Consider the following 24,381-nt stretch of genomic DNA (forward strand, 5'->3'; position numbering starts at 1 on the left):
ACAGACACTGACGCCGCCGCGGCACGGCGCCGCGCACGCACCACGAAAGCGCCCCACCGGATCTCCGGTGGGGCGCTTTCGTGTCTTCGCCGAGGAACCCTCGGTGAGCGGTCAGGGACGCTGCCGGCCGACCGGCCGGAAGACCTTCAGGACGCGGTAGTCCACGCGGAAGTCGGCCTGCGAGAACGACTCCTCGACCTCGCCGTCGTGTGAGACCGCGACGGGGCCGTCGACCGCGGTGAAGCGGAACTCGGGGACTTGCATCTCGTGGTACAGGTGAGAGCGTTCAAGACGACCGAGCGCGAGTGAACCCAGGAGTCGCAGGGTCGCCCAGCGGTGGCTTGTCTCGAGGATCCGTACGTCGAGAAGGCCGTCGTCGAGCCGGACGCGTCGCGACGGCAGGAATCCGGTGGGCTGGTAGATCGAGTTGCCGACGAGGAACAGGGACGCATCGAGTACACGGCCCTCCACCTCGATCCGGACGTGCGGATCTTTGCGGAGGACGTGCAATACGGCCGCCGCGGTCGCGAGCGGCCGGCTGATCCGCCGCTGGAGGCGTCGCCGGACCCGGACGAAGTCGGGGTGCGCGCCGATGCTCGCGGTGTTGAGGATCAGGCGGGAGTCGTTGAGCCACATCGCGTCGACACGGGACGCCGAACCCGAACGGATCGCGTCGATCGTAATGTCCACCGTGCCGCAACCGATGTCGCGCGCGAAGTGGTTGAACGTGCCGGCCGGGAAGACCGCGACGGGGATGTCGGCGGCCAGCGCAGGAGCGGCGGCACATGCCACGGTGCCGTCGCCGCCGGCCACCCCCAGGATCTCCGCGCGTGCCGCGACGTCGGCGAAAACGGTTGCCATGTCGTCGGTGTCGTCGAGCTCGATGATCTCGGCGGCCGGCAGCCCGGCGCGGATCGCCTCCACCACACGGCGACCCCGCCCGTCCGCGGAGCCCGGGTTCACGACGACGACCAGCCCGGTCCCGTCGGGGTTGGGTCCCACGTCGACGACGGACGGGGCGGCCAGGGACAGCGACGGCTCGGTGATGGGCGGCACGACACGGGCACCGATGGTGGCGATCACGGCGCCGATGCCGAGCCCTGCGACCACGTCGCCGGGGTAGTGTGCCCCGGTCGCCACCCGGGACAGCCCGACGAGCCCGGCCAGTGCCGACAACAACAGACCCGCGGGCGGATTCTCGACGGCCACACCGACCGCGAAAGCGGCAGCACTGGCGGAGTGTCCGGACGGCAGCGAGTTCGACGTCGGGCGTCGACGACCCCGCCGGGACAACGGGATCAGTCCGTGGGAGGGCCGCGAGCGGTTGCGGATCCGCTTCGCCCCCTGGTTGGTGACCAGACTCGTCACGGCGAGCGAGACCAGTCCGCGTGCGGCGCCGCGCTGCAACGAGGGACGGCCGGACACGGCGAGCCCGGCGGCGATCGCCATCCACAGCTTCGAGTGGTCGGCGGCCCGGGTGAGTATCGGCATCGTCACGTCGAGGAGCGGACTCGGGGACCGGGCGATCGAATCGTAGATCTCGGCATCGAGAGTGCCCATCCCGCGGGTGATCTGGGACAGACCGGAACTTCGGGGAGGTGACCGGTGCATGGGGTACACCGTGCCACATCGGACCCGTCCCGGCAGCCACCCCGGGGGAGGGGAGTGGTGTCGGTCGAAGACGCGGACCCACCACGCAAACGAACCGCGGGCCGTCGCGCACCAGATGGTGCTCGACGGCCCGCGGTGGGTCGCGCGATTTACTGCGACTACTCGCCGAAGGGGTTGCCGCCCTTGGCCTGCAGCTCGCGAAGGGCCTTTCGCTCGCCTGCCTCGATCTCGTGCTCGAGTTCGACGTTGCGCAGCTGCTCCTCCGGCGGGTCCGCCGTGAGGATCGAACCGGTACCCGGGGCACCGGCGGAGCCGAGCTTGTTCATCCGCTTGGGCAGTGCCGCGCCCTCGTAGGGGAGCGGGATCGGGTGACCATGGCTGTCGACCGGGCCGAGCGGCTGGTGGACCTCGATGTACTCACCCTGCGGCAGCCGCTTGATGATGCCGGTCTCGATGCCGTGTGCCAGGACCTCGCGGTCGCTGCGCTGCAACGAGAGTGCCCAGCGGTAGGCGATGAAGTAGACCAGCGGCGGCAGGACGATCAGACCGATGCGCCCGATCCAGGTGGTCGCGTTCAGCGAGATGTGGAACTTGAACGCGATGATGTCGTTCATACATGCGATCGTCAGCAGGATGTAGAACGAGACCGCCATGGAGCCGATCGCCGTCCGCACCGGGGTGTCGCGGGGACGCTGCAGCAGGTTGTGATGCGCATCGTCGCCGGTGAGCTTCTTCTCGATCCACGGGTAGGCGAACATCAGGCCGAAGATGATGGTCATGATCAGCACGACCCAGTTCGACATCGGCACCGTGTAGTTGCCCAGGTAGAGCTCCCATGCCGGGAACAGACGTATCAGACCGTCGGTCCACATCATGTAGATGTCTGGCTGAGATCCGGCGGACACCTGTGCCGGGTTGTACGGACCGATGTTCCAGACCGGGTTGATCTGGAAGACGCCCGACATGATCGCCAGGACGCCGGTGACGAAGGCGAACATCGCGCCGGCCTTGGCGGCGAAGACCGGCATGATGCGGACGCCGACGACGTTCTTCTCGGTGCGGCCGGGGCCGGGGAACTGCGTGTGCTTCTGGTACCAGACCAGCGCGAGGTGTGCGCCGATCAGAGCCAGGATGATGCCCGGGAAGAGCAGGATGTGCAGCACGTAGAGGCGCGGGATGATGATGACGCCGGGGAAGTCGCCGCCGAACAGTGCCCAGTGAATCCAGGTGCCGACGACCGGGATACCGAGGACGATGCCACTCATGGCGGCGCGGACGCCGGTGCCCGACAGGAGGTCGTCGGGGAGCGAGTAACCGAAGAAGCCCTCGAACATCGCCAGGATCAGCAGGAGACAACCGATGATCCAGTTGGCCTCACGCGGGCGTCGGAACGCACCGGTGAAGAAGATGCGCATCATGTGGATGATGATCGACGCGGCGAACAGCAGTGCCGCCCAGTGGTGGATCTGACGGACGAAGAGACCGCCGCGCACCTCGAACGAGATGTTCAGCGTCGTCTCGTACGCCTTGGTCATCATCACGCCGTTCAGCGGCTGGTAGGCGCCGTCGTACACCACGCGCGTCATCGACGGATCGAAGAACAGCGACAGGTAGACGCCCGACACCAGCAGGATGATGAAGCTGTACAGCGCGATCTCGCCCAGCATGAAGGACCAGTGGGTGGGGAAGACCTTGTTGATCTGGCGACGCATGCCCGCGGCGAGGTGATACCGCGAGTCCACTTCTTCGGCTTGAGTGCCGAGGCGTTCGGCGATGCTCATGACTTACGCTCCCAGAATGCCGGACCGACGGGCTCGATGAAGTCGCCTGCGGCAACGAGGTAGCCCTCGTTGTTCACCGTGATCGGCAGCTGTGCCAGCGCACGTGCGGCCGGTCCGAAGATGGGCTTGGCGTACTCGAGCGCGTCGAACTGCGACTGATGGCAGGGACACAGGATGCGGTTGCTCCGCTGCTCGTAGAGCGAGGCGGGGCAGCCGAGGTGGCTGCAGACCTTGGTGTAGGCGAAGTAGTCACCGTAGTTGAAGCTCTCCTGACCCTTGCGCTTGACCGCACGGGCCGCATCCTCGGGACGCAGACGGATGAGCATGACGGGGTTGCGGACCTGGTGCAGGCCCTCCTCCAGCAGGTGGCGGGAGTGCTCGGACTCGCCGAACCCGTCCGAACGACGCCACGGGAACACGGTTTCCATACCGCCGGCGTCGAGATCTTCCGGCCGGACCAGGGCGACCTGGAACGGGTTGCCGGTGTCACGCCGCAGGTAGATGGTCTCGTTGGGCGCTTCCGGCGGGTTGTAGATCGGCGACCATCCCGAATGCCACAGCGGCGAGTCGGGGCCCTCGGCCCACGGGTTCTTGATGAAGCCACCGAGGAAGGCCACGAGTCCGGTGACCGCGAAGGCGCCGAGACCGAAACCGGCGGAGCCGATGATCATCTTGCGACGACCCAGGGTGGACGTGGCGCCGGTGTCCTGGAGCAGACCGACGATCGTCTTCTTGTCGACCTCGGCCGATCCGCCGTCGTGACGATCCTGAACCGAGATCTCGGCCGGGATGAACTTCTTGGTGATGAGGATCAGCGCGACGCCGATGGCGAACACCGACAGACCGAATGTCACGCCGAGGAGCGGCGTGTTGAACGTGTACCACCAGTAGTTCGGATCGTCCGGGAGGGCGAATTCCCAGTGGTTGAACAGGAAGATCCCGAGGCACGCGAGGGCGGACACACCGGCGACGGTGAACCAGATGGCCACCTGACGTTCGGCCCGCTTCTCGACCTTGGTGCCCGGTACCGTGTAACGCTCGGACCGGTGGATGATCTCGACGCCGTCGAGGTTGGTACCGAGTTTGACGAGCTCATCGGTGCTCATCTGTTCGAGTTCGTCCCGCGACGGGACGTCTTTGTCGTTCGCGCTCATGCTCGAGATCCCATCCACATGGCGCCGGCGACGATGGCGATGACGCCGACGAACCACATGACCATGCCTTCACTGACCGGACCGAAACCGCCGATTCCGAGTCCACCGCTGGGCTTTGCCTCACTCACGTACTTGACGTAGGCGATCACGTCCCGCTTCTCTTCCGGATCGAGCTGACGATTCGAGAACTTGGGCATGTTCTGCGGACCGGTCAGCATCGCGGTGTAGATCTGTGCCTCGTTCACACCGTCGAGGTTCGGCGCGAACTTGCCCGAGGACAGTGCGCCACCACGGCCGGTGAAGTTGTGGCACGACGCGCAGTTCAGCCGGAACAGCTCACTGCCGCGTCCGATGCTGTCGCCGCGCAGTGACTCCTGCGCGACCGTTCCGTCGGCGTTGCGCGGCACCTGCGGTCCGCCACCCTCGGCCTGGATGTAGGCGCCGAGCTGGTCGATCTGCTCGGTGGTGAACTTGGCCGGCTTGCGTTGCGCCTGTGCCTCACCGCGCGCTGCCGGCATACGTCCGGTCGACACCTGGAAGTACACGGCGGCGTCGCCGACACCGAGAAGCGCGGGACCGCGCTCGGGCACGCCCTGCAGGTTCGCGCCGTGGCAGGTGATGCACGAGGTCTCGTAGAGCTTGCGACCGTCGTCGATCATCGCGGCGTTGCTCTCGTCGGCGACCGCGACCTGCGGCTCGGGGGTCAGCACCGAGGCGAGCACACCCGCCATGACGAGGCCGGCCAGCAGCACGATGGTGCCGCCTGCGCGCCGACGGAGCTTGCGTCGGGCCTTGGCGCGGCGGCCGGCGTCGCGTGCAGAGGAGCGTCGGGCCGAGGCATCGGGTCCGACCTCGGTGCCGCTATCCGACGGACGCGGTGGAGATGAACTCATCTGTGACTCTCTACTAAGCGGGACGGACTGTTGTTAGATCGAGCTGCGCTCGGTCGTGGTGGAACGGGCCGGCGTCATCGGATGAAGTAGATCGTGACGAACAGCCCGATCCACACGATGTCGACGAAATGCCAGTAGTAGGAGACGACGATGGCCGCGGTTGCCTGCGCCGGCGTGAACTTCGACAGCTTGGTCCGGATGAGCAGATACACGAACGCGATCAGACCGCCGATCACGTGGAGGCCGTGGAACCCGGTCGTCATGTAGAAGACCGAGCCGTACGCATCCGACGCGAGGGTCGTGCCGTGGCCGACCAGCACGGTGTACTCGTACGCCTGCCCGATCACGAAGATCGTTCCCATGATGAGGGTGATGACGTACCAGCGGCGGAGGCCGAAGACGTCACCGCGCTCAGCGGCGAAGACACCCATCTGGCACGTCACCGACGACAGGATGAGAATCGTCGTCACCGGGATGGCGAGGGCGAGATTCAGCTCGGTCGGTGGCGGCGGCCAGCCGACGGCGGAGTTGGCACGAGCGACGAAATACATCGCGAAGAGGCCAGCGAAGAACATGAGCTCACTGGACAGCCACACGATCGTGCCGACGCTGACCATGTTGGGCCGGTTCAGCGAGTGCACGCGCGAGGTGATGGCTGTTCCTGAGGTACCTACAGCGCTTGTCACAAGTGAAGTATGACGGTTCGTAGTAAGCCGTGGCCACCCGGGTCGGAAATTGCCCCCGACTATTTTTCTCGTCGCAGGTCCGGGCCCGAATCGGGTGACCCTCGGCGTGTCCGGGAAGGGTGTGGCGGACGCCCGGCTCGCTACCGTGTGTTCATGTCCAGTTCGGCGCCGCCCGGCCCCCGTGATCTCAACGGCCGAGTCGTCGAGCAGGGTCGCCTGGCGCGGCTCCGCTCACGGCTGCGCCCGCGTGCCGGCGCCGGTCCCCTGACGCTGGACGAGCGGGTGGAGGTGGTGGCCCGGTCCGACGATGACGCCATCGCGAGTTCGGTGGCCCTCGACGCGTCGTCGTGGCGAGCCGCGGACGAGGTGATCCTCCGGCACGTCGTCGAGGTGCCACCCGACCGGCGGGCCGCCGCGGCCGCGGTGGCCGCGCTCGACGGTTACGAGTCCGTCGACGACGAACGCTGGGGGCCGAGGCCGGCGCCGCGCGACGATCGGCTCGTGGTCCTGGTCCTGGCGCGGGTCCAGCTGCTCGACGCGATGCATCTGTCGCAGGAACGGTCCCGGATGGCGAGCCTCGGTTCGCGGCACGGCGGATTCGCACGCGAGTGGGCCGTCCTCCAGCGGCCGCCGCTCTGAACACGAATATGCTGACTCCCCGTGAGCACCGCACAGTCTGACTTCAGCTGGCCGCAGATCCTCGGCAAGGTCACCGATCGCCTCGACCTCGACGCCGACGAGGCCGCGTGGGCGATGAACGAGATCATGACCGACAGTGCGACCGGAGCCCAGATCGCCGCGTTCGGCGTCGGCGTGAAGATGAAGGGTGCCGCACCGGCCGAGCTCCTCGGGTTGTCGCGCGCGATGCTCGACCACGCGACGCTCGTGGACGTCACTCGCCCGGCCGTCGACGTCGTGGGGACCGGCGGCGACCGATCTCACACGGTGAACATCTCCACGATGACGTCGATCGTGATCGCAGCGTCGGGCGTCGCGGTGGTCAAGCACGGCAACCGTGCGGCGTCGTCGAAGAGCGGCGGCGCCGACGTGCTGGAGGCGCTTGGTGTCGACATCTCCCTCGATGCCGCCGCGGTCGCGCAGTGCGTTGAGGAACTCGGGATCGGCTTCTGCTTCGCGCCGGTGTTCCATCCGGCCTTCCGCTTCACCGGTCCGCCGCGCAAGGAGATCGGCATCCCAACGGTCTTCAACGTGCTGGGGCCGCTGACCAACCCGGCGACACCCAGCCGGGGACTGATCGGCTGCGCCTTCGCCGATCTCGCGCCAGTTCTGGCGCGGGCCTTCGCCGAGCGCGGCGGCTCCGCGCTGGTGGTCCGCGGCGACGACGGGCTCGACGAACTGACGACCACCACCACGTCGACGGTCTGGCAGGTCGTCGCCGGGCAGGTGAACGAACTCACCGTCGATCCGACGGATCTGGGGATCGCGCGCGTGGAACTCTCCGCCCTGCAAGGGGGAGACGCGACGGTCAACGCCGCGATCGCCCGTGAGTTGCTGGCCGGGACCACGGGCCCGGTCCGGGACGCGGTGCTGCTGAACTCGGCCGGGGCCATTGTCGCGTTCGAGCAGGAGGCGCCGATGAGCTCGGCGGAACTCACCGATGCCCTCGGCGCCGCGAAGGAGCGGGCGGCCGATGCGATCGACAACGGTGCCGCCGCCGACCTGCTGCAGCGGTGGGCCGAGCTCAGCGGCCGGCTCGCCGCGCCCGCCTGACGGTCACGCTGCCCCGAAATCCTTGTGGGGCTCAGTGTTCGGCGGGTCAGTTCTCGCCGATGGAGAAACCGCCCTCGACGTCGGAGCTGGAGTAGCTGCGGAACGCGATGTGTGTCGCGCTCTTGAGAACCCCGGGTAGCCGGTTGATCTGGCCGGTGACGACCGTCGCGATCTGTTCGTGGTCACGGACCCGGATCTTCGCGATCAGATCGACGTCGCCCGCACAGGAGTACACCTCTTCGACCCCGGGGATGTCGGCGACGGCCTGGGCGGTCTCCGGGATCCGGTGGATGTCGGCCTGGATGAGGACGATGGCGGTGATCATGCCGCCAGCCTAGTGGTGCGTGGCCCTCAGCTCGCCTGCCGTGTGCGAGAGTCGGCGACGGGTCTGGCCGCACGTGCGTCGTGCGCCGTCTGCGACCAGCCGAGCCGGCGTTCGGCCGAGCCGGCGGGCAGGGCGACCGGCTCACTCGTCGACACGATGCGCGCGCCCGGTTCGGTCATCCAGCGGTACACGAGGCCGACCTCCTCGGCCGGCGCGCCCCGCAGCGGGCCGGGGCCCGGTAACACGGTCTCCGCGGCTGCGACGAGCGCGTCGACGACGGGCATGGGCGAGACGCCGCGTCGAGCGCGCCCGGCGGCGGCGAGACGTCCGTACCGGATGACCGCGAACTGCCAGCCGCGTTCACCGTCGGGCCGGGCGACCACGATCTCGGCGATCGCGCACAGCGCCGCCAGTCGCTGGCAGCGGGCGAGGGCGTCGATCGTGAGCGCGAGACGGTCCCGATGCCGCGCCGCGGTCTCGAACATGTGGGCCTGGGCGAGGTCGGCGAGACGCGCGGTGAGGCCGTCGAGGAGTTCGTCGGCCTCACCTCGCATGAGCCGGCGGGCCGCGGTGACCCGGGGAGAGTAGTCCGGCACCGTCTGCGGATGGGTCGTGGCCGCCCGGCAGGACCCCGGCCGCCGCCTCCCGTCGGCCTCGGGACACCAGTGGTAGCCCGTCGCGCCGAGCCGTGTCGTGCACGTGCGCAGACCGGCGGCCGCCGAGATCACGTCGGCGACGGTCGCCGCGTTGTTGCGGTTGCCCACCGGGCCGATCGACTCGTCGGTGGGTGTGCGGCTGACCTTGAGCCGGGGGAAGCGTTCCTCGGTCAGGGTCACCCACCAACCCTTGTGCGGCTGGGTCGATCGTCGGTTGTACGCGGGTGCGTGCGCGCCGAGGAGCCGGAGTTCGCGGACGGCGGCCTCCAGGGCGTGGGAACATTCCACGACATCGACCCGTTGGGCGAGGAGCACCATCTCCGCGATGCGGCGGCGCGGGTCGTTGCCACTGAAGTACGACCGGACCCGGCGGCGGAGGTCCACCGCGGTGCCCACGTAGAGGACCTCGTTCGACGGGCCGCGGAACAGGTACACCCCGGGGCGGGCCGGGACATGGTCGGCGAGTGCGCGTTTGGCGCGCAGGCGCGGGTCGGTCTTCGGGAGATACGACGTCAGGTCGCCGACGGTCGCGATGCCCTGATTGCCGACGCGCTCGAGGAGCCGGTGGAAGACCTCCACCGTGGCGCGCGCATCGTCGAGCGCCCGGTGGGTGGGCCGCACGGAGACGTCGAACAGGTCGGCGAGCGCGCTGAGCTTGACCGTCGGCGCCTCGTCACGGCTGAGGATGCGCCGGGCCATGGTCACCGTGCACAGGCTGAGGCTGAACGTCCACGGCAGGTGGAGCCGGATCGCGTTCTGCCGGAGGAAACCCATGTCGAAACGAGCGTTGTGGGCCACCAGGATCGAGCCGCGGGCGAACTCGAAGAACGACGGCAGCACCGACTCGATCCGGGGGGCGTCGGTCAGCATCGCGGTGGTGATGCCGGTGAGGGTCACGATCTGCGGGGGGATCGGCCGGCCGGGGTCGACCAGCGTGGCGAACTCGCCGACCACCTCGCCGCCGCGGATCTTGACCGCGCCGATCTCGGTGATCCGGTCGCGGACCGGGTCGGACCCGGTGGTCTCGAGGTCGACGACGACGAGGGTCGTCTCGAAGAGCGACCGGTCGCTGAACTCGTTCGACGTCTCACCCGTGGCCCCCTGGTCGGCGGCCTCCAGGTCGGCGAAGGTGAGCTGCCCCGCGGGCGAGCCGTCCACGCTGGTCTGCGTCACCCGGCGAACACTAGTTCGATCCACCGACATCGCGACCGCGACGCTCCGACATCGTGTCGTGTGACCCGTGTGACTGCTGTGTCGATCGCTGTTCGACGGACTTGTCGGTGGGCGCCCCTAGTCTCCACCTGGACGTGAGAAATGCGGTCTTCTCACGGTCACAACGACCCGTAACGGGGCCGACGCGGCCCGCCCTCGCCAGATGAGATGGAGATCACATTATGTACGTCGATTGTGCGCGCTGCCCGGCTCGTCCCGTCGCTTGCGACGGGTGCATGATGACAGTGCTGTTTGGTGGTCCGAGCTGGGACGATATGCCGCACGAAGGTGGAGTTTCGGTAACGGCGGCCACCTCGGACGCGGATGCCGAACTGGACCTCGCCATCGACGTTCTGCAGGCTGCTGCAATGGTGACCAGCGCCGCTGCACGATCTGCAAGATCCGCCAAAACCGCAGTTCAGGTGCCGGATCGACGCGCCTCTGTGACCGTCCTCAGGGCAGGCTGAGAAGCGGCCGAGGTTTGGCTGTCTGTCGCCTGGTGGACAGAGCGCATCCGATTTCGTAACCTTTCTGAGACCTTTGCGGAGCGTCCCGCTTCAACAGAAGTGGTCCGCAGTAGTCACCGCTCAATCGCCCTCGCGGGCGAACCGGGGAACCACAACCTTCGGACGGGCTCGTCGGAGCGCATCACCACTGATGCGACTCGGTCGAAGCCGATCCGAATCGGGGTGAATCGCGTTGCCACGCATGAGTGTCCAGTGGATACCTCATGCGCGAAAAACGTGTAGGGCCACTCTTCCGGCCCGAACCCGACAGCTAACTCGGTCGGCGGTAGAGGAAGATCTGAAGGAGAACTCGCTTCGTGGCCAAACATCGTTTGGAACAGCCCAATCGTGGCAGCACGGTCGCCAAGAAGGCGGTGATCGCTGGATCGATCACACTCGGTTCGCTCGCCGCAGCCGCCGGCCCTGCTCTCGCCGCCCCGGTCCACACCCCGCTGGGCACTTTCGAGATCCCGGCCCTGCCCGGCGCGAAGGCCCCGGAGGCCAAGCCCGCGCCTGAGGCCACGCCGGTGAAGAAGTCGCCCGCCGCCACGGTCGAGATCCCCAACCTGGGGCAGTTCACCGTGCCGGGTATCGCGCCGGAGCAGATCCCGCAGCAGTTCCGCCCGCAGGGTGGCGGCGCGCCCCTGGGCCAGCCGCAGCTGACCGCCGGTCAGAAGGCCGTGAAGGCCGCCGAGAGCAAGATCGGTGCGCCGTACTCCTACGGCTCCGCCGGCCCCAACGCATTCGACTGCTCGGGCCTCGTCTACTGGTCCTACAAGCAGGCCGGCAAGAACATCCCGCGCGACAGCTACGGCCAGCTCGGCGGCGGACGCGCGGTGTCGTACTCCGAGGCCAAGCCCGGCGACGTCATGATCTTCAACGGTGGCGGCCACGCCGGCATCTACGTCGGCAACGGTCAGTTCGTCCACTCGTCCAACTACGGCACGCCGGTCAAGCGCGACGCCGTCAAGGAGTGGACCCTGACGGGCATCCGTCGGTACTGACGACAACTGAACACGAACAGACTGAGCACGAAGGTCTCTGGACGGGCGGATCGCGTGGATTGCGATCCGCCCGAACCAGTCCCGGGGGCCGGTCGGCCGCCTAGGGTGGTCGACGGGACGCGGGGTACGGGTGCAGGGGCCCGGGATGCTCAGGGATCGACGAGCACACACGAGGGAGTGAGTAGACCGTGCTGATCGGGGAGGGGCGTGGTCGCGCGACGCGGCCGAGGATGCGTTCGGGTCCGCTGATGGTGGCGCTCTGTGTCCTGTCGGCGTTCGCCGTTCTGGCACCGACCGTCGCCGGCGGCGTCGGGGACGCCCGTGCGGTGCCTGCGCGCTCGGCCGATCAGCTGCTCGACCGCTACAAGCAACTGGGCATCGACGCGGAGAAGACCACCGAGGCGATGCACAACGCCAAGATCGAGTACGACAAGCAGCGCGGCATCGTGGCGGCGGCCAAGAAAGCCGCGGCCGAGGCGCAGCAGACGCTGGACACCAGCCGCGCCCAGCTCGCCGTGCACCAGAACCGAGTCGACGCGATCGTCCGCGCCAGCTATCAGGGCGCGCGGGTCAGCGGGCTGTACGCCGTGATGGTCAGCGACTCCCCGCAGGCGCTCCTGGACCAGATGTCGGGTCTCGACATGATCTCGCGTCAGGCGTCGGTGGACCTGACCGCGATCAAGAAGGTACGGGCCAGGACCGCCATCGCGAAGAAGGATGCCGAGCGCACGGCGGTGGCCGCCTCCGAGGCGGTCTCCCGCGCCGAACGGGTCCGTGGTGACCTCCAGACGAAGCAAGCCGACCTGCAGCTCCAGGCGATCCAGATCCGGTCGATCTACAAGTCGATGACCGGCAAGCAGTTGGCGGCTCTGCGCGGTCCGACCTTCGACTTCGATCCGCGACTGGTGCCCAAGGGCACCGCCGCCGGACTGATCGCCACCCACGCCGCGCTCACCCGGATCGGTGACCCCTACGTGTGGGGCGCCACCGGACCGAATTCGTTCGACTGCTCGGGACTCATGGTGTGGGCGTTCCGGCAGGCCGGCAAGACCATCCCGCGATCGAGTCAGGCGCAGATGGCCGGCGGTCAGCCGGTCGAGAAGAACGATCTCAAGCCCGGTGACCTGGTCATCTACTATCCCGATGCCCATCACGTCGGTATGTACGTCGGTGACGGCTATGTCATCCACGCCTCGACCTTCGGCGTGCCGGTCAAGGTCGAGCCGCTCGACGAGGCCGGACCGTACAACTCTGCCCGCCGGTTCTAGTCCCGCCGGTGACCTCACCGCGCGGGCGCGCCGGCCTCGTCTCGGCCGTGGTCGTTCTGGTCATCGCAGTTGCCACCGCGTGCGGCACGGTCGATGTGCCCGACGGGCCCGGCTCGTCCGCCGCGCCCGTGTCGTCGAGCCCAGCGGTCAACGTCTATGAGCGTGATCGAGCGGCGGGCGTGACGCGGTTGCTCGACGCGCTCACCGAAGCGGTGCGTTCCGGGGATGTGCGGGCGATCGGCCCCCTCGTCGACACCGCTGCCACCCCGGCGTTCAAGGACAGATTCGTCACGGCCGCCGCGGGTTTCGCGCCCAGCCGGTTCACGCCGCGGAACGGCCGCAGCGGCACCCTGCGGTTCGCACGGTTCGGCTATCAGCTTGCGCCCACCGAAGAGGCGGAGGTGCTCGTACCCGGTGAGTTGCAGGAGCTCCTCGATGCCGGGGGGAGTTCGGACTCGTGGGTCGCTCCGGTGGAGTTGCGCTATGCGCTCGGCGGCGAGGGGGTCCCGGGAGTCGACGAGGCCGAGGTGGTCGTCGGCACCCAGTTCGTGGTCGCCCGCTACGGCGAGGCCTGGCGCCTCGTCGGAGACGCCACGGCCCTGGGAGGAGAACCCGCACCTACTCAGATGTGGGAGCTGCCCGGACTCCAGGTGGCCGACACCGCGACCGCAGGCGGCACGTCGGTGGTCGCCTCGTATCCCCGAACGTCTTCGACGGTGGCGACGCTGCAGCGGGAGCTGCCCGGGGCGGTGGACGCGGTCAGTGACTTCTGGGGCGACGATTGGGATCGCCGCGCCGTCGTGGTCGCCACGGCGACCGACGACGAGTTCGCCGCCCTCGTACCCGAGGGCCGAGCGGCGACCGGGACCGCGGCGGCCGCGACCGTGTTCAGCAGCCTCGACCTGGTCCAGCGCACCGCGACCGGACAGCGCATCATCCTGACCCCGGCGGCCCGGGAACTCGCCGCACCGACGCTCGCGGTGGTTCTCCGGCACGAGTTGACCCATGTCGCGGCCCGCGTTCACACCGCGCTCGACGCGCCGCTCTGGATCACCGAGGGCGTGGCCGAATACGTCGGGCGCAACGGGACTCACACGAGGGTCGCGGATGCCGCACCCGACCTGATCGCGTCCGTGCGTGCCGGTCGAATTCCGACCGGGCCACCCGCCGACACCGACTTCGCGATGGACGGTCAGACTTCACAGGTGGCTTATCAGAGTGCGTGGTCGCTGGCCGCCTACGTCGCCGATCGATTCGACGAGGCGCGGCTGAAGAAGATGTACATGGGCGTCGCGGCGTCGGCCCTGCCCGCGGCGCAGGACGCGGCGATCGCCTCGAGTCTCGGGCTGACGCGTGCCGAACTGGTCGCGGGATGGCAGCGGTGGCTCGAAGTGCAGGCCCGTTGATGTCTCGAACGTTGTTGCTCACCAACGACTTTCCGCCCCGTCCGGGCGGGATCCAGTCCTACCTGCAGAATCTGGTGGACCTGCTGCCGCCGGAGGACGTGGTCGTCTACGCGCCGCGCTGGCGTAATGACTCGCACGAGAAGTTCGACGCGGCCGCCCCGTATCGGGTGTACCGGCACCCGACGACGCTCATGCTCCCCACCCCGTTCGTGGCGCGGCGTGCCGCGGAGATCGTGCGCCGCGAACAGATCTCGACGGTGTGGTTCGGCGCGGCCGCGCCGCTGGCCGTGCTGGCGCCGGCGATGCGTCGCGCGGGCGCCCAGCGGATCATCGCCAGCACGCACGGTCACGAGGTCGGGTGGTCGATGCTGCCGGGCGCGCGGCAGGTGCTCGGGCACATCGGCCGCCACACCGATGTGATCACCTTCGTCAGCCGATACACCCGCGGCCGGTTCGCGTCGGCCTTCGGCGCCCGCGCGGCCCTGGAACACCTGCCCCCTGGCGTCGACACCGAGCGGTTCGCCCCGGATCCGGTGCTGCGACAGCGGTTTCGCGAACGTCTCGACCTCGGGGAGCGTCCGACGATCCTCTGCCTGTCGCGGCTGGTGCCCCGTAAGGGCCAGGATGTGTTGATCCGCGCGCTGCCGCTGATCCGACGCACCATCCCCGACGCGACGCTGGTCATCGTCGGCGGTGGTCCCTACGGGAAGACCCTGCGCGACCTCGCGGTCGACACCGGGGTGGCCGACCATGTAATCTTCACCGGCTCGGTGCCCGCCGACGACCTCGCGGCGTACCACAACATCGCAGACGTCTTTGCGATGCCGTCCCGGACGAGGGGACGCGGGCTGGACGTCGAAGGCCTGGGGATCGTCTACCTGGAGGCATCGGCGTCGGGCGTGCCCGTGGTCGCCGGGTTGTCCGGTGGGGCGCCGGAGACCATCGAGGAAGGGGTCACCGGCACGGCCGTCGACGGGACCGATGTCGACGCGGTCGCCCTGGCGATCCTGGCGATCCTCGGTGATCGCCCGGCCGCGGCCGAGATGGGCCGGGCCGGACGGCGTTACGTCGTCGAGAACTGGCAGTGGAGCCAGATGGCGGCCCGCCTGCGCCAGTTGCTCTGAGGAGCAACCGGCGCCGGCGGGGAGCTCACCGCTGGTAGATCGCCTCGATGTCGCCGGCGAACTTCTCCACGACGACGTTGCGCTTGACCTTGAGGGTCGGCGTCATCTCGCCGGTCTCCTCGGTGAAGTCAGTCGGCAGGATGCGGAACTTCTTGATGGCCTCTGAATGCGACACCGTCTTGTTGGCGAGGTCGACGGCCGACTGGACCTCGGCGCGCAGGTCGGCGTCGTCGGCGAGGTCGGCGACCGTCGCGGACGCGGGCTTGCCGGTGCGCTCCTTCCACGCCGGGAACGCCTCCGGATCGATCGTGATCAGGGCGGCCACAAACGGTTTCGCGTCACCGACGACGGTGGCCTGCGAGATCAGGGCGTTGGCGCGGATGACGTCCTCGAGTCCGGCGGGGGAGACGTTCTTGCCGCCCGCGGTCACGATCAGTTCCTTCTTGCGGCCGGTGATGGTGATGAAGCCGTCGGCGTCGACGGTGCCGAGGTCGCCGGTATGGAACCAGCCGTCGACGACCGCGGACGCGGTCGCCTCGGGGTTCTGCCAGTACTCGGTGAAGACGACCCCGCCGCGCAACAGCACCTCACCGTCGTCACCGATCCGAACGGAATTGCCCGACAACGGTTTTCCGACGCTGCCGATCTTCGACGCCGACGGCGTGTTCACGCTGAACGCGGCCGTGGTCTCGGTCAGGCCGTAGCCCTCGTACACCGGCACGCCGACGCCGGAGAAGAAGTGGCCCAGTCGGGCGCCGAGCGGCGCGCCACCGGAGATCGCCAACTGGCACTCGCCGCCGAGGGCGGCCCGGAGCTTCTTGTAGACGAGCGCGTCGAAGACGCCGTGCTTGACCTTCAGTGCGAGACCGACCTGCCCCTTCTCCTTCGCCTGCGAGTACGCGATCGCGGTCTCGGACGCGGCGTCGAAGATCTTGCCCTTGCCGCCGTCGTGGGCCTTCTGGCGGGCGGTGTTGTAGACCTTCTCGAACACGCGCGGCACGGACAGGATGAGCGACGGTTTGAAGGCGGCGAATTCGTCGACGAGGTTCGGGATGTCGCTCGTGTGCCCGACTTCGGCGCCGGCCTCGATCGCGACGAGAGTGATGGCGCGCGCGAGGACGTGGGCGAGGGGCAGGAACATCAGCAGACGCTTCTCGTCGCGGGCGATGACCTGATCGAGGATGTCGCCGGCGAGGACCGCCCGCACCTCCGACAGCATGTTGGCGTGGGTGAGTTCGCAGCCCTTGGGCCGTCCGGTGGTCCCCGAGGTGTAGATCAGCGTCGCCGGGTCGGCGGCCTTGACGGTGGCCCGGCGGGCCGCGACCTCGTCGTCGTGGACGTCGGCACCGGCGGCGACGAGCTCACCGACGGCACCCGGCCCGTCGGTGCGGTCGATCTGGAAGACGGTCACCGGCGTGGTCAGGGAGTCGATGGACTCGAACTCGGCGCGATGTCCGTCGTCCTCCAGGACGATCGCGACCGCACCGGAATCCTGCATGATCCATTCGATCTGGCCGGCGGAGGACGAATCGTAGATGGGCACGGTGATCGCGCCCGCGGACCAGATCGCGAAGTCGAAGAGATTCCACTCGAGGCGGGTGCGCGACAGCAGCGCAACCCGGTCCCCGGGGTTGACGCCGGAGGCGATCAGGCCCTTGGCGATGGCGGAGATGCGGGACGCGGCCTCGGCGGCGGTGATCGGCTCCCACCGGTCGCCTTGCTTGTGGCGGAACACGATGTGCTGCGGTGATCGCTGCGCCAGGCCGAAGATGATGTTCGTGCAGTTCTCGTCGTCGCCGATCGAGAACTTCGCGGGCACGCTGTACTCGCCCATCGTGGTTACCCTCCAGTAGACATCAGTCACCGAATCGTATCCCCGACACGGAATCGGACTCATCGCGACGTCGGTTTCGGGTGCACTACCCTGCGCCGACACGAGTATGTGAAGCTAGTGGGCGTGACGAGCATCCAGGTGGCCGACGAGGTCTTCGTCGCCGCGGCGCCGCCGTCGGCGACCGCCGTGATCGGCGACCCCGCCAACTGGCGCCGGTGGTGGCCGGACCTGCGTCTGGCGGTCACCGAGGATCGGGGCGAGCAGGGCGTGCGCTGGCAGGTCGCGGGTCCGGTGTCGGGGACGATGGAGATCTGGAACGAGGCGGTCCTCGACGGCTTCGTGCTCCACTACTTCCTCCACGCCGAACCCACCGGTCCGCTGCCCGACGATCCCCGCACCCGCGCCGACGTGCTGGCCGAGGAGAACAAGCTGCGCCGCGTGACTGGCAAAGAGGTCTCCTTCGAGGTCAAACGACTGCTGGAGAAGGGCCGTGTCGTCGGTGGTCCCGCCGCCGGTCACGAGTCGGCCGGGATGCGGTGATGGCCGACCACACCGAACGCGACATCGTCATCGGCGCCGACGCCGACGCCATCCTCGCCGTCATCGCCGACTTCGAGCACTACCCGGAGTGGGTGACCGCCGCCCGCGAGGTCGAGGTGCTGCGCACGGATGAAGCCGGCCGCGCCCTCGAGGTCCGGTTCGTGCTCGATGCCGGTGTCCTCCAGGACACGTATGTGCTTGCCTACGAATGGGATCGGAATGCCCCCGCGGTGTCGTGGCGCCTGGTGTCGAGCGATCTGCAGAAGGATCAGCGCGGACGATACGTGTTGACCCAACAGGTCCCGGGATCGACGAAGGTGACCTACGAACTCATGGTGGACCTGCAGGTGCCCATGATCGGGCAGCTGAAGCGACGAGCCGAGAAGGCGATCACCGATGCCGCGCTGAACGACCTCAAGAAGAGGGTCGAAGGCTGATCGATCTCACACCCATCCACATCGTGCTCGGGCCGGGGGGTTCCGGTGTCTCCGCGGTCGCGGCCGCCGGCGCGACCCAGCGTCCCGGCACCTCCCGGGCGGCCCGGGCCGTGCCCCGGTCGGGCCTGTCGGCAGCCGAATCCGACACGCTCCTCATCACCGTCGACCGCTGGTCGCCGGTTCCCGACTGGGCACGGGTGTACCGCCGGCCCGGCGAGCCCGTCGCCGTGTCCAAATACCTGCACCTGTTGACCCTGGACCGACTGGACCTCACCGAACGCACATGGTCGGCGTTCGTCGAGGTGCTCGAGCACACCGTGAGCCGCAGCAAGACGGCCCTGCCCGGCGTCGGCACCCTGGCCGGGATCGATGCCGCCGAGCTCACCTCGTTGCCCGGGATCGACGACTTCCTCCTCCTGCGCCGTATCCGGGACGAGGCGATCAGCGGCCGGTGGCAGCGGATCGTCGTCGACTGTTCCGGGTGTGGTGACCCACTCCAGTTCCTCCGTGGCGGAGCAGTTCTCAGCCAGGCCCTCAACCGGTTCTGGCCGCGTCACCGACGCCTCGCGATGGCCTCCGAGCGTCCGATGGTCGCGCAATTGACGGCCGCGGTCGACGCCATCGACCGGGACTGCCTCGACATCGCCGAACTGTTCGCCGATCCGCATGCGGTGGCGGTGCACCTCGTTCTCGCCGCCGACGACCGGAGCCGACGACTCACCGGCCACCATCTCGCCGCCGCCGACCTCATGGGCCTGCCGCTGGCCTCGGTCCAGGTCAACGCGGGCGTCGGCGCCGAACCGGCGGCCGAGGTCGCGGACATGGTGCGGGCCGAACTCGCCGGTTCCGACGGTTCGCGATCCGTCGTCGTCGAGGTGGTCGAGAAGTCGCCCGGTGCGATCGATCGCATGGCGCGGCTCCGCAAGCTCTCGGTCTCGTTGCCGGCACCGCACGGCGTCCCCCGGGGTTCGGCCGCGGCAGAGGTCGAGGCGGGCCAGGGGCGCGTGAGCGGCAAGCCGGCCGGTCCGGTGTACCGGTTGTCCTGGCCGCAGCGCTTACCGGAACCGGATTCGCTGGCGCTCGGGCGCAGCGGAGACGACCTCCTGGTGACGATCGCGGGATTCCGCCATCCGGTGCGGCTGCCGTCGGTGCTTCGGCGCTGCACGGTCGTCGACGCCGACTGGGACGGCACGACCCTGGGCATCGGCTTCGTCCCCGATCCGGCGGTGTGGCCCCGGCCGCAGAACTGAGCCGGTTTCCCGGCCTGAACGTCGACGCAGCCCACAGTTCCGACGGCCAGGTGGGACGGCGATGGTGGAATGATCCCGCCCGGGCGGGGTACGTTCGCCAGACCGCACCGTTCGAGACGGCAGGGTACGGTGCCGATGACCCCGACGACAGACACGCGGGTGGGTGTTCGCGCGGGGCCGGGAGAAGGGGAGAGTTGGCGATGGGCACGGACGACGAGACGTTCCGGCAGGCCGGTGACGGGTCCGCGGACGGGCGTCGCGACGGACCCGCCGATCCGGTGCGCGACCTGCTGCTCGGACTGGCCGCCCAGATCGACCACCTGGCCGCGCTCTTCGCGCCGGCTCCGCAGTCGGCCACCGCCGGTGGTGCGGACGCAACGGGGACGCGCCCCGGTTTCGCCGCTTTCGCCGACGGTGGTCCGCTCGGACATGCGCTCTCCGGGGCGTCGGGGGAGATCACCTCGTTGCTCGCCGAGATCGGCGATCTGGTCGCCCGGCTGATCGCCGCGGTCATCGCCGTACTCGAGGCCATCGCCGAGGCGCTGCGTTCGTCGCCGACCTCATCGGCGTCACCACGCCAGTACGAACCGATCGCGGTGCGATTCAACGGACCGGCCGCCGGGCGCGAGGCCGGCACACCGCGACGCGGTGATGCCTCACGGCGGGCCACGCCGCCCCCCGAACCCGGCCCCGGGCAGGAGAACTGATGGGCGACCTGACGATCGGCATCGACATCGGCGGCACCAGCGTGCGCGCCTCGGTGGTCGACGACCGGGGGACGATGCTCGACACCCTCCGCGCGCAGACCCCGCCGACCGCGGCCGCGCTCGAGCACTGCCTGGACCGGTTGGTCGGCGAACTGACCTCGCGCTGGGACGCGAAGGCCGTCGGGCTCGCGATCGCCGGCTTCCTGACCACCGACCGCAGCATCGTCCGGTTCGCGCCGCATCTGCCCTGGCGCGAGGCGCCGGTCGCCGAGGAGATGACCCGCCGCGTCGGGATCCCGGTCTTCGCCGAACACGACGCCAACGCCGCCGCGGTGGCCGAATGGCGGTTCGGCGCGGCGGCCCGTGGACACAACACCGTCGTCCTCGCGATCGGGACCGGGATCGGCGCCGGGTTCGTGATCGACGGGGAGATCTATCGCGGAAGTTACGGCGTCGCACCGGAACTCGGACATCTGACGATCGTCCCCGACGGGCGCGCCTGTGCCTGTGGCAAACGCGGCTGCTGGGAGCGGTACTGCAGCGGCACAGCACTCGTGGACACCGTGGTCGAGTTGCTCGCCGACGGCGACTGGGGGCGCAGCCAACTCGCCGCCGATGTCGCTGCGGACCCCGGGTCGCTGACCGGCCGTCGGGTCGCCCGCGCGGCCGCCGACGGGGACGCCGTCGCGCTGGCCGCGTTCGCGCGGTTCGCGACGTCGCTCGGCCAGGGGCTCGCGATGATCGCCGACATCTTCGACCCCGACCTCATCGTCCTGGCCGGCGGCGTCGGCGCGGCGTCGGGGCTGTTCCTCGACGAGGCCCGGGAGCACTACGCCCGCCAGGTCACCGGTGCCGGACACCGTCAGCTCGCGCGTATCCGCGGTACCCAGCTCGGCGAGACCGCCGGCGTCGTGGGCGCGGCCGAGGTTGCGCGACAGGCGATCCGGACGGCCGCACGCCCTCTGGCCGACCCGCACCCCGAGACACGGCCGGTCTCCGGGCTCTGAGTGCTCCCGGCGAGACCCCGAGCAGTCCCGGCCGGACGGTAGAGTGCGACGCGGGTAAGGTCTTGGCGTCGGGACACTCCTCGGTTCCGCGGTCTCCGCGGCGCGGTTGTCCGGCGGTGGTCATCGGGTCGGTGTACGCGGCGAGGAGATTCTCATGTGGTACTGGGCGTTCAAGTACATCTTTCTCGGGCCGATCCTGCGGGTCCTCGGCCGGCCGACGATCGAAGGACACGAGAACATCCCGACCGACGGCCCGGCGATCCTGGCGAGCAATCACCTCGCGGTGATGGACAGCTTCTTCCTGCCGCTGATGGTGGACCGCCGCATCTACTTCCTCGCCAAGAGCGAGTACTTCACCGGTACGGGGCTCAAAGGTGGCTTCCAGCGCTGGTTCTTCACCGCGGTCGGTCAGATCCCCATCGACCGGTCGGGGGCCGAGGCCGCCGAGGGTGCGCTCACCGCGGCACGCCGCCAGCTCGACAAGGGCAAGCTGATGGGGATGTACCCCGAGGGCACCCGATCGCCCGACGGACGTCTCTACAAGGGGAAGACCGGTCTCGCCCGGCTGGCCATGGACACCGGGGTGCCGGTCATCCCCGTCGCGATGATCGACACCCACAAGTTCAACCCGCCGGGCAGCATCCTGCCGCGACCCACCCGGGTGTCGGTGCGCATCGGCAAGCCCCTGGACTTCTCGCGCTATGAGGGCATGGAGGGCAACCGCTACATCGAACGCGCGGTCACCGACGAGATCATGTACGAGCTGATGCAGCTCTCCGGTCAGCAGTACGTCGACGTCTACGCTGCGAGTCTCAAGAACCAGGCCCCGCCGGTCGAGCCCCCGGCAGCCGACGCCGCCGCTTGAGGAAGTCTCTGACCTCCCTCTGCTCCCTGAGGTGCGAGGAGCGCTAGCGACGAGCCACGAAGGGTTGGCGACGCATCTCACCAGGACCCTTCGTGACGCGCCCTCCGCAAGCTCCGGGCGCTCCTCAGGGAGCGGTGGTTGGTTGCGCCCTCCGGGCACTCCTCGGGGAGCACCCGCCGCAGTCGATCAGCCGGCGTCGCCGACCCGGGTGCCGTCCAGGACGGCGCACAGCTCCGGAATCCAGTCGCGATCTGCCGGGACGATCTCGGCGGCGTCGAGGTGTCGAAGCTCGTCGGCGGAGAACCAGCGCACGTCGAGGTGCTCGAGCGCGGTCGGAGTCCCCGAACGCAACCGCGCCACGTAGGCGTGCAGGGTCAGGCCACCGGGCAGCGCGACCGGGGAGCCAACGCCCTCGTCGGCTTCGACCTCGGCTCCGAGTTCCTCGCGGATCTCCCGAACCAGCGCCGCCGCATGCGTTTCCCCCGACTCGACACGACCGCCGGGCAGTTCCCACAGACCAGCGAGTTCGGCCGGACGGGACCGCTGCGCCAGCAGCACCCGGCCGTCGGCGATGATCGCCGCGGCGACGACGTCGCGCGGTCGGGTGTCGCGGGGTTCGTCGCGCGCGGCGCGGGTCGCGATCATCCAGGCGAAGGTGACGAAGGTGGCCGCCGGCCACGCGGCCCCGAAGATCGCCTCGAGTGCCGCCGGGGGCTGGGGACCGTACTCGATCGTGACCCGGAGCAACCACGGAATCCCGAGGCCCGCGACCACGATCCACATCGCGAGGACCGCCCGCGCGCCCCGGCGCCGCGAACCGGTGCCGTGCACGAGCCAGATTCCCAGCGGGATGATCCACACCCAGTGATGGACCCACGAGATCGGCGACACCAGGAGTCCGAAGAGCTGGACCACCAGCAGGATGCCGAGCGCGTCGGACACCGCGCGGCCGGCGAACACCGCCACCACGACCGCGACCAGGACGCCGACCATCCAGATCCAGCCCGACCCCACGTCGAAGCCCACGAAACGGGACAGGGTGCCGCGCAGGCTCTGATTGATCACCGCCTCGACGGGACCGATGCGCTCGGCGTCGCCGAGAAGGGTTCCGTAGTAGGTGCGGGTGACGTCGGGGAAGAGCAGCAGGCAACCGAGGACGGTGAAGACGAAGGCAACCGCGGCGGCCAGGGCGCCCAGGGGTTTGCGGGCGGCGAGATACCAGAGCCCGGAGATCGCCGGGGTGAGCTTGACCCCGGCCATCAGACCGATGAGTGCGCCGCCGGCGAGCACCCCGCGGTCGCTGCGCGCCCAGGTGACCGCCAGTAGGGTGCCCAGCATCAGGAAGACGTTGATCTGGCCGTAGTCCAGGGTGACCCGGACCGGTTCGCACCAGATCGCGGGGGCAGTCCAGAGTGCGGCCATGGCGTAGACGTCGGTGGTCGACCCGCACAGGCGTAAGGCGAGGACGACGCAGGTGTACAGGGCTCCGAACGTCGCGAGTTGCCAGCCGATCGCCACCAGGTCCCACGGCACGAGCGACAGCGGGTACAGCACGACGGCCGCGAACGGCGGATACGTGAAGGGCAGGGCGAAGTCGGTCTCACCGGCGTAGGTGAAGAGATAGAGCGACCCGTCGGCGAGACCTGCCGAACCGTCGCGGTAAACATGCAGGTCCACGAAGTTCCTGCCGTTCACGGTCAGCGTGTCCCAGACGAGCCGCGCGATGATCGACGCCGCCAGGAGAGCGGTCGCCAGCACGGACCTGGAGCGCACGAAATACCAGGGTAGACAGCCGGAGGGCGGTATGGCGAAACGGTGCGCGGTGAGCGGGTCGGCACGAGGGTGTGTGAATACTTGACCCATGCGTTTCTTCTACGACTCGGAGTTCATCGAGGACGGCACCACCATCGAGCTGGTCTCGATCGGGGTCGTCGGTGAGGACGGCCGCGAGTTCTATGCGGTGTCGACCGATTTCGACCCCGGCCGGGCGGGGGACTGGGTGCGGGCCAACGTGCTGCCGAAACTGCCCTCGCCGTCGTCGTCCGCGTGGCGGGACCGTCGACGCATCCGGGAAGATCTCCTCGAGTTCCTCACCGCCGACGGCTCCGACATCGAGCTGTGGGCCTGGGTGGCCGCCTACGACCATGTCGTGCTGTGCCAGTTGTGGGGTCCCATGACCGCGCTGCCGCGCGAGATCCCGCGGTTCACCCGTGAGCTGCGGCAGCACTGGGAGGCCGCGGGCCGACCGGCGCTGCCGCCCACGCCGTCGGACGCGCACGACGCGCTGAGCGACGCCCGGCACAACCTGCGCCGGTGGGAGGCGATCGAGAAGGCCCGCGTCTGACCCGCGGACGAATCCACGGCCACGTCTCCTCTACCCTGGA

23 protein-coding genes and 1 riboswitch are annotated in these 24,381 nt (G+C 69.0%); of the genes, 14 read left to right on the forward strand and 9 right to left on the reverse strand.

Going from position 1 to position 24,381, the window contains the following annotated elements:
• Positions 1–111: 111 nt before the first annotated feature.
• The 5 genes from ACFVHY_RS13015 to ACFVHY_RS13035 all read right to left on the reverse strand — a co-directional run bounded on the left by ACFVHY_RS13015 (position 112) and on the right by ACFVHY_RS13035 (position 6,125).
• The gene (locus ACFVHY_RS13015) at positions 112–1,560 is read right to left on the reverse strand and encodes a diacylglycerol kinase family protein (RefSeq protein ID WP_390272314.1); all 1,449 of its coding nucleotides are present in this window, start codon (positions 1,558–1,560) and stop codon (positions 112–114) included.
• Between the two features lie 209 nt (positions 1,561–1,769).
• Positions 1,770–3,392, reverse strand: a complete 1,623-nt coding sequence (locus tag ACFVHY_RS13020) for a cytochrome bc complex cytochrome b subunit (RefSeq protein WP_058253078.1) — start codon at positions 3,390–3,392, stop codon at positions 1,770–1,772.
• Positions 3,389–4,546, reverse strand: coding sequence for a ubiquinol-cytochrome c reductase iron-sulfur subunit (locus tag ACFVHY_RS13025; RefSeq protein WP_165629893.1), 1,158 nt, complete (start codon positions 4,544–4,546; stop codon positions 3,389–3,391). The genes ACFVHY_RS13020 and ACFVHY_RS13025 overlap by 4 nt, the downstream gene beginning before the upstream one ends.
• Positions 4,543–5,439 carry a c-type cytochrome gene (locus ACFVHY_RS13030; protein ID WP_390272317.1) on the reverse strand — a complete coding sequence of 299 codons (897 nt, stop codon included), beginning with the start codon at positions 5,437–5,439 and terminating at the stop codon, positions 4,543–4,545. Before ACFVHY_RS13030 ends, ACFVHY_RS13025 begins: the two co-directional genes overlap by 4 nt.
• A 74-nt stretch (positions 5,440–5,513) precedes the next feature.
• Positions 5,514–6,125 (reverse strand): heme-copper oxidase subunit III, encoded by a 612-nt coding sequence (locus ACFVHY_RS13035; protein WP_065630046.1) that lies wholly within the window; start codon positions 6,123–6,125, stop codon positions 5,514–5,516.
• 153 nt (positions 6,126–6,278) lie between these two features.
• On the opposite strand from ACFVHY_RS13035, the gene ACFVHY_RS13040 reads away from it, so the two are divergent.
• A complete protein-coding gene (locus ACFVHY_RS13040; RefSeq protein ID WP_078112873.1) occupies positions 6,279–6,764 on the forward strand; it encodes a hypothetical protein in 486 nt (161 codons plus the stop codon).
• 21 nt (positions 6,765–6,785) lie between these two features.
• Entirely contained in the window at positions 6,786–7,856 is a 1,071-nt protein-coding gene (gene trpD, locus ACFVHY_RS13045) for an anthranilate phosphoribosyltransferase (protein ID WP_390272320.1), read from the forward strand.
• Positions 7,857–7,902: 46 nt separating this feature from the next.
• Here trpD and ACFVHY_RS13050 read toward each other — a convergent pair whose 3' ends face one another.
• Positions 7,903–8,181, reverse strand: a complete 279-nt coding sequence (locus tag ACFVHY_RS13050) for an Lrp/AsnC family transcriptional regulator (RefSeq protein WP_058253073.1) — start codon at positions 8,179–8,181, stop codon at positions 7,903–7,905.
• A 26-nt stretch (positions 8,182–8,207) separates the two neighbouring features.
• Positions 8,208–10,040, reverse strand: coding sequence for a DEDD exonuclease domain-containing protein (locus tag ACFVHY_RS13055; protein WP_390272324.1), 1,833 nt, complete (start codon positions 10,038–10,040; stop codon positions 8,208–8,210).
• 245 nt (positions 10,041–10,285) lie between these two features.
• On the opposite strand from ACFVHY_RS13055, the gene ACFVHY_RS13060 reads away from it, so the two are divergent.
• The 5 genes from ACFVHY_RS13060 to ACFVHY_RS13080 all read left to right on the forward strand — a co-directional run bounded on the left by ACFVHY_RS13060 (position 10,286) and on the right by ACFVHY_RS13080 (position 15,357).
• Complete coding sequence (locus tag ACFVHY_RS13060) at positions 10,286–10,516, forward strand: hypothetical protein (RefSeq protein WP_223259021.1); 231 nt, start codon at positions 10,286–10,288, stop codon at positions 10,514–10,516.
• Between the two features lie 107 nt (positions 10,517–10,623).
• A riboswitch (cyclic di-AMP (ydaO/yuaA leader) is annotated at positions 10,624–10,856 on the forward strand.
• Between the two features lie 16 nt (positions 10,857–10,872).
• On the forward strand, positions 10,873–11,559 hold the full coding sequence (locus ACFVHY_RS13065) for a C40 family peptidase (protein WP_068972088.1): 687 nt from the start codon (positions 10,873–10,875) through the stop codon (positions 11,557–11,559).
• A 230-nt stretch (positions 11,560–11,789) separates the two neighbouring features.
• On the forward strand, positions 11,790–12,827 hold the full coding sequence (locus ACFVHY_RS13070) for an NlpC/P60 family protein (protein WP_068972099.1): 1,038 nt from the start codon (positions 11,790–11,792) through the stop codon (positions 12,825–12,827).
• 8 nt (positions 12,828–12,835) lie between these two features.
• On the forward strand, positions 12,836–14,233 hold the full coding sequence (locus ACFVHY_RS13075; RefSeq protein ID WP_390272327.1) for a hypothetical protein: 1,398 nt from the start codon (positions 12,836–12,838) through the stop codon (positions 14,231–14,233).
• Positions 14,233–15,357 (forward strand): glycosyltransferase family 4 protein, encoded by a 1,125-nt coding sequence (locus ACFVHY_RS13080; RefSeq protein ID WP_390272330.1) that lies wholly within the window; start codon positions 14,233–14,235, stop codon positions 15,355–15,357. Before ACFVHY_RS13075 ends, ACFVHY_RS13080 begins: the two co-directional genes overlap by 1 nt.
• Before the next feature lie 25 nt (positions 15,358–15,382).
• Here the strand turns inward: ACFVHY_RS13080 and ACFVHY_RS13085 are convergent, their stop codons facing one another.
• A complete protein-coding gene (locus ACFVHY_RS13085; protein WP_390272332.1) occupies positions 15,383–17,191 on the reverse strand; it encodes an AMP-dependent synthetase/ligase in 1,809 nt (602 codons plus the stop codon).
• A 108-nt stretch (positions 17,192–17,299) separates the two neighbouring features.
• On the opposite strand from ACFVHY_RS13085, the gene ACFVHY_RS13090 reads away from it, so the two are divergent.
• From ACFVHY_RS13090 to ACFVHY_RS13115, 6 genes are all read left to right on the forward strand, one after another.
• Positions 17,300–17,731: a hypothetical protein gene (locus ACFVHY_RS13090; RefSeq protein WP_390272335.1), complete on the forward strand. Its 432-nt coding sequence runs from the start codon at positions 17,300–17,302 to the stop codon at positions 17,729–17,731.
• Positions 17,731–18,168 (forward strand): SRPBCC family protein, encoded by a 438-nt coding sequence (locus tag ACFVHY_RS13095; protein ID WP_058253066.1) that lies wholly within the window; start codon positions 17,731–17,733, stop codon positions 18,166–18,168. Before ACFVHY_RS13090 ends, ACFVHY_RS13095 begins: the two co-directional genes overlap by 1 nt.
• A 20-nt stretch (positions 18,169–18,188) precedes the next feature.
• The gene (locus tag ACFVHY_RS13100; RefSeq protein ID WP_137808543.1) at positions 18,189–19,418 is read left to right on the forward strand and encodes an ArsA-related P-loop ATPase; all 1,230 of its coding nucleotides are present in this window, start codon (positions 18,189–18,191) and stop codon (positions 19,416–19,418) included.
• A 200-nt stretch (positions 19,419–19,618) separates the two neighbouring features.
• Positions 19,619–20,125, forward strand: coding sequence for a hypothetical protein (locus ACFVHY_RS13105; protein WP_068972086.1), 507 nt, complete (start codon positions 19,619–19,621; stop codon positions 20,123–20,125).
• Complete coding sequence (locus ACFVHY_RS13110) at positions 20,125–21,132, forward strand: ROK family protein (protein ID WP_058253064.1); 1,008 nt, start codon at positions 20,125–20,127, stop codon at positions 21,130–21,132. The genes ACFVHY_RS13105 and ACFVHY_RS13110 overlap by 1 nt, the downstream gene beginning before the upstream one ends.
• 154 nt (positions 21,133–21,286) lie before the next feature.
• Positions 21,287–21,997, forward strand: a complete 711-nt coding sequence (locus ACFVHY_RS13115; RefSeq protein ID WP_058253139.1) for a 1-acyl-sn-glycerol-3-phosphate acyltransferase — start codon at positions 21,287–21,289, stop codon at positions 21,995–21,997.
• A 186-nt stretch (positions 21,998–22,183) separates the two neighbouring features.
• On the opposite strand, the gene ACFVHY_RS13120 is transcribed toward ACFVHY_RS13115, so the two are convergent.
• A complete protein-coding gene (locus ACFVHY_RS13120; RefSeq protein ID WP_390272565.1) occupies positions 22,184–23,755 on the reverse strand; it encodes a mannosyltransferase in 1,572 nt (523 codons plus the stop codon).
• A gap of 103 nt (positions 23,756–23,858) precedes the next feature.
• Between ACFVHY_RS13120 and ACFVHY_RS13125 the strand changes: the two genes are divergently transcribed.
• Complete coding sequence (locus ACFVHY_RS13125; RefSeq protein ID WP_390272339.1) at positions 23,859–24,341, forward strand: polyadenylate-specific 3'-exoribonuclease AS; 483 nt, start codon at positions 23,859–23,861, stop codon at positions 24,339–24,341.
• Positions 24,342–24,381: the final 40 nt, after the last annotated feature.

Origin of the sequence: Gordonia sp. NPDC127522 (genome assembly GCF_042672305.1) — a bacterium.
Taxonomy (GTDB): domain Bacteria; phylum Actinomycetota; class Actinomycetes; order Mycobacteriales; family Mycobacteriaceae; genus Gordonia; species Gordonia hongkongensis.

Excerpts from the sequence above, each read along its gene's own strand:
- ACFVHY_RS13015 (WP_390272314.1), bottom strand. The coding sequence starts at position 1,560 with ATGGGCACTCTCGATGCCGAGATCTACGATTCGATCGCCCGGTCCCCG.
- ACFVHY_RS13020 (WP_058253078.1), bottom strand. The coding sequence starts at position 3,392 with ATGAGCATCGCCGAACGCCTCGGCACTCAAGCCGAAGAAGTGGACTCG.
- ACFVHY_RS13025 (WP_165629893.1), bottom strand. The coding sequence starts at position 4,546 with ATGAGCGCGAACGACAAAGACGTCCCGTCGCGGGACGAACTCGAACAG.
- ACFVHY_RS13030 (WP_390272317.1), bottom strand. The coding sequence starts at position 5,439 with ATGAGTTCATCTCCACCGCGTCCGTCGGATAGCGGCACCGAGGTCGGA.
- ACFVHY_RS13040 (WP_078112873.1), top strand. The coding sequence starts at position 6,279 with ATGTCCAGTTCGGCGCCGCCCGGCCCCCGTGATCTCAACGGCCGAGTC.
- ACFVHY_RS13050 (WP_058253073.1), bottom strand. The coding sequence starts at position 8,181 with ATGATCACCGCCATCGTCCTCATCCAGGCCGACATCCACCGGATCCCG.
- ACFVHY_RS13055 (WP_390272324.1), bottom strand. The coding sequence starts at position 10,040 with ATGTCGGTGGATCGAACTAGTGTTCGCCGGGTGACGCAGACCAGCGTG.
- ACFVHY_RS13060 (WP_223259021.1), top strand. The coding sequence starts at position 10,286 with ATGATGACAGTGCTGTTTGGTGGTCCGAGCTGGGACGATATGCCGCAC.
- ACFVHY_RS13070 (WP_068972099.1), top strand. The coding sequence starts at position 11,790 with ATGCGTTCGGGTCCGCTGATGGTGGCGCTCTGTGTCCTGTCGGCGTTC.
- ACFVHY_RS13080 (WP_390272330.1), top strand. The coding sequence starts at position 14,233 with ATGTCTCGAACGTTGTTGCTCACCAACGACTTTCCGCCCCGTCCGGGC.
- ACFVHY_RS13085 (WP_390272332.1), bottom strand. The coding sequence starts at position 17,191 with ATGGGCGAGTACAGCGTGCCCGCGAAGTTCTCGATCGGCGACGACGAG.
- ACFVHY_RS13095 (WP_058253066.1), top strand. The coding sequence starts at position 17,731 with ATGGCCGACCACACCGAACGCGACATCGTCATCGGCGCCGACGCCGAC.
- ACFVHY_RS13105 (WP_068972086.1), top strand. The coding sequence starts at position 19,619 with ATGGGCACGGACGACGAGACGTTCCGGCAGGCCGGTGACGGGTCCGCG.
- ACFVHY_RS13110 (WP_058253064.1), top strand. The coding sequence starts at position 20,125 with ATGGGCGACCTGACGATCGGCATCGACATCGGCGGCACCAGCGTGCGC.
- ACFVHY_RS13115 (WP_058253139.1), top strand. The coding sequence starts at position 21,287 with ATGTGGTACTGGGCGTTCAAGTACATCTTTCTCGGGCCGATCCTGCGG.
- ACFVHY_RS13125 (WP_390272339.1), top strand. The coding sequence starts at position 23,859 with ATGCGTTTCTTCTACGACTCGGAGTTCATCGAGGACGGCACCACCATC.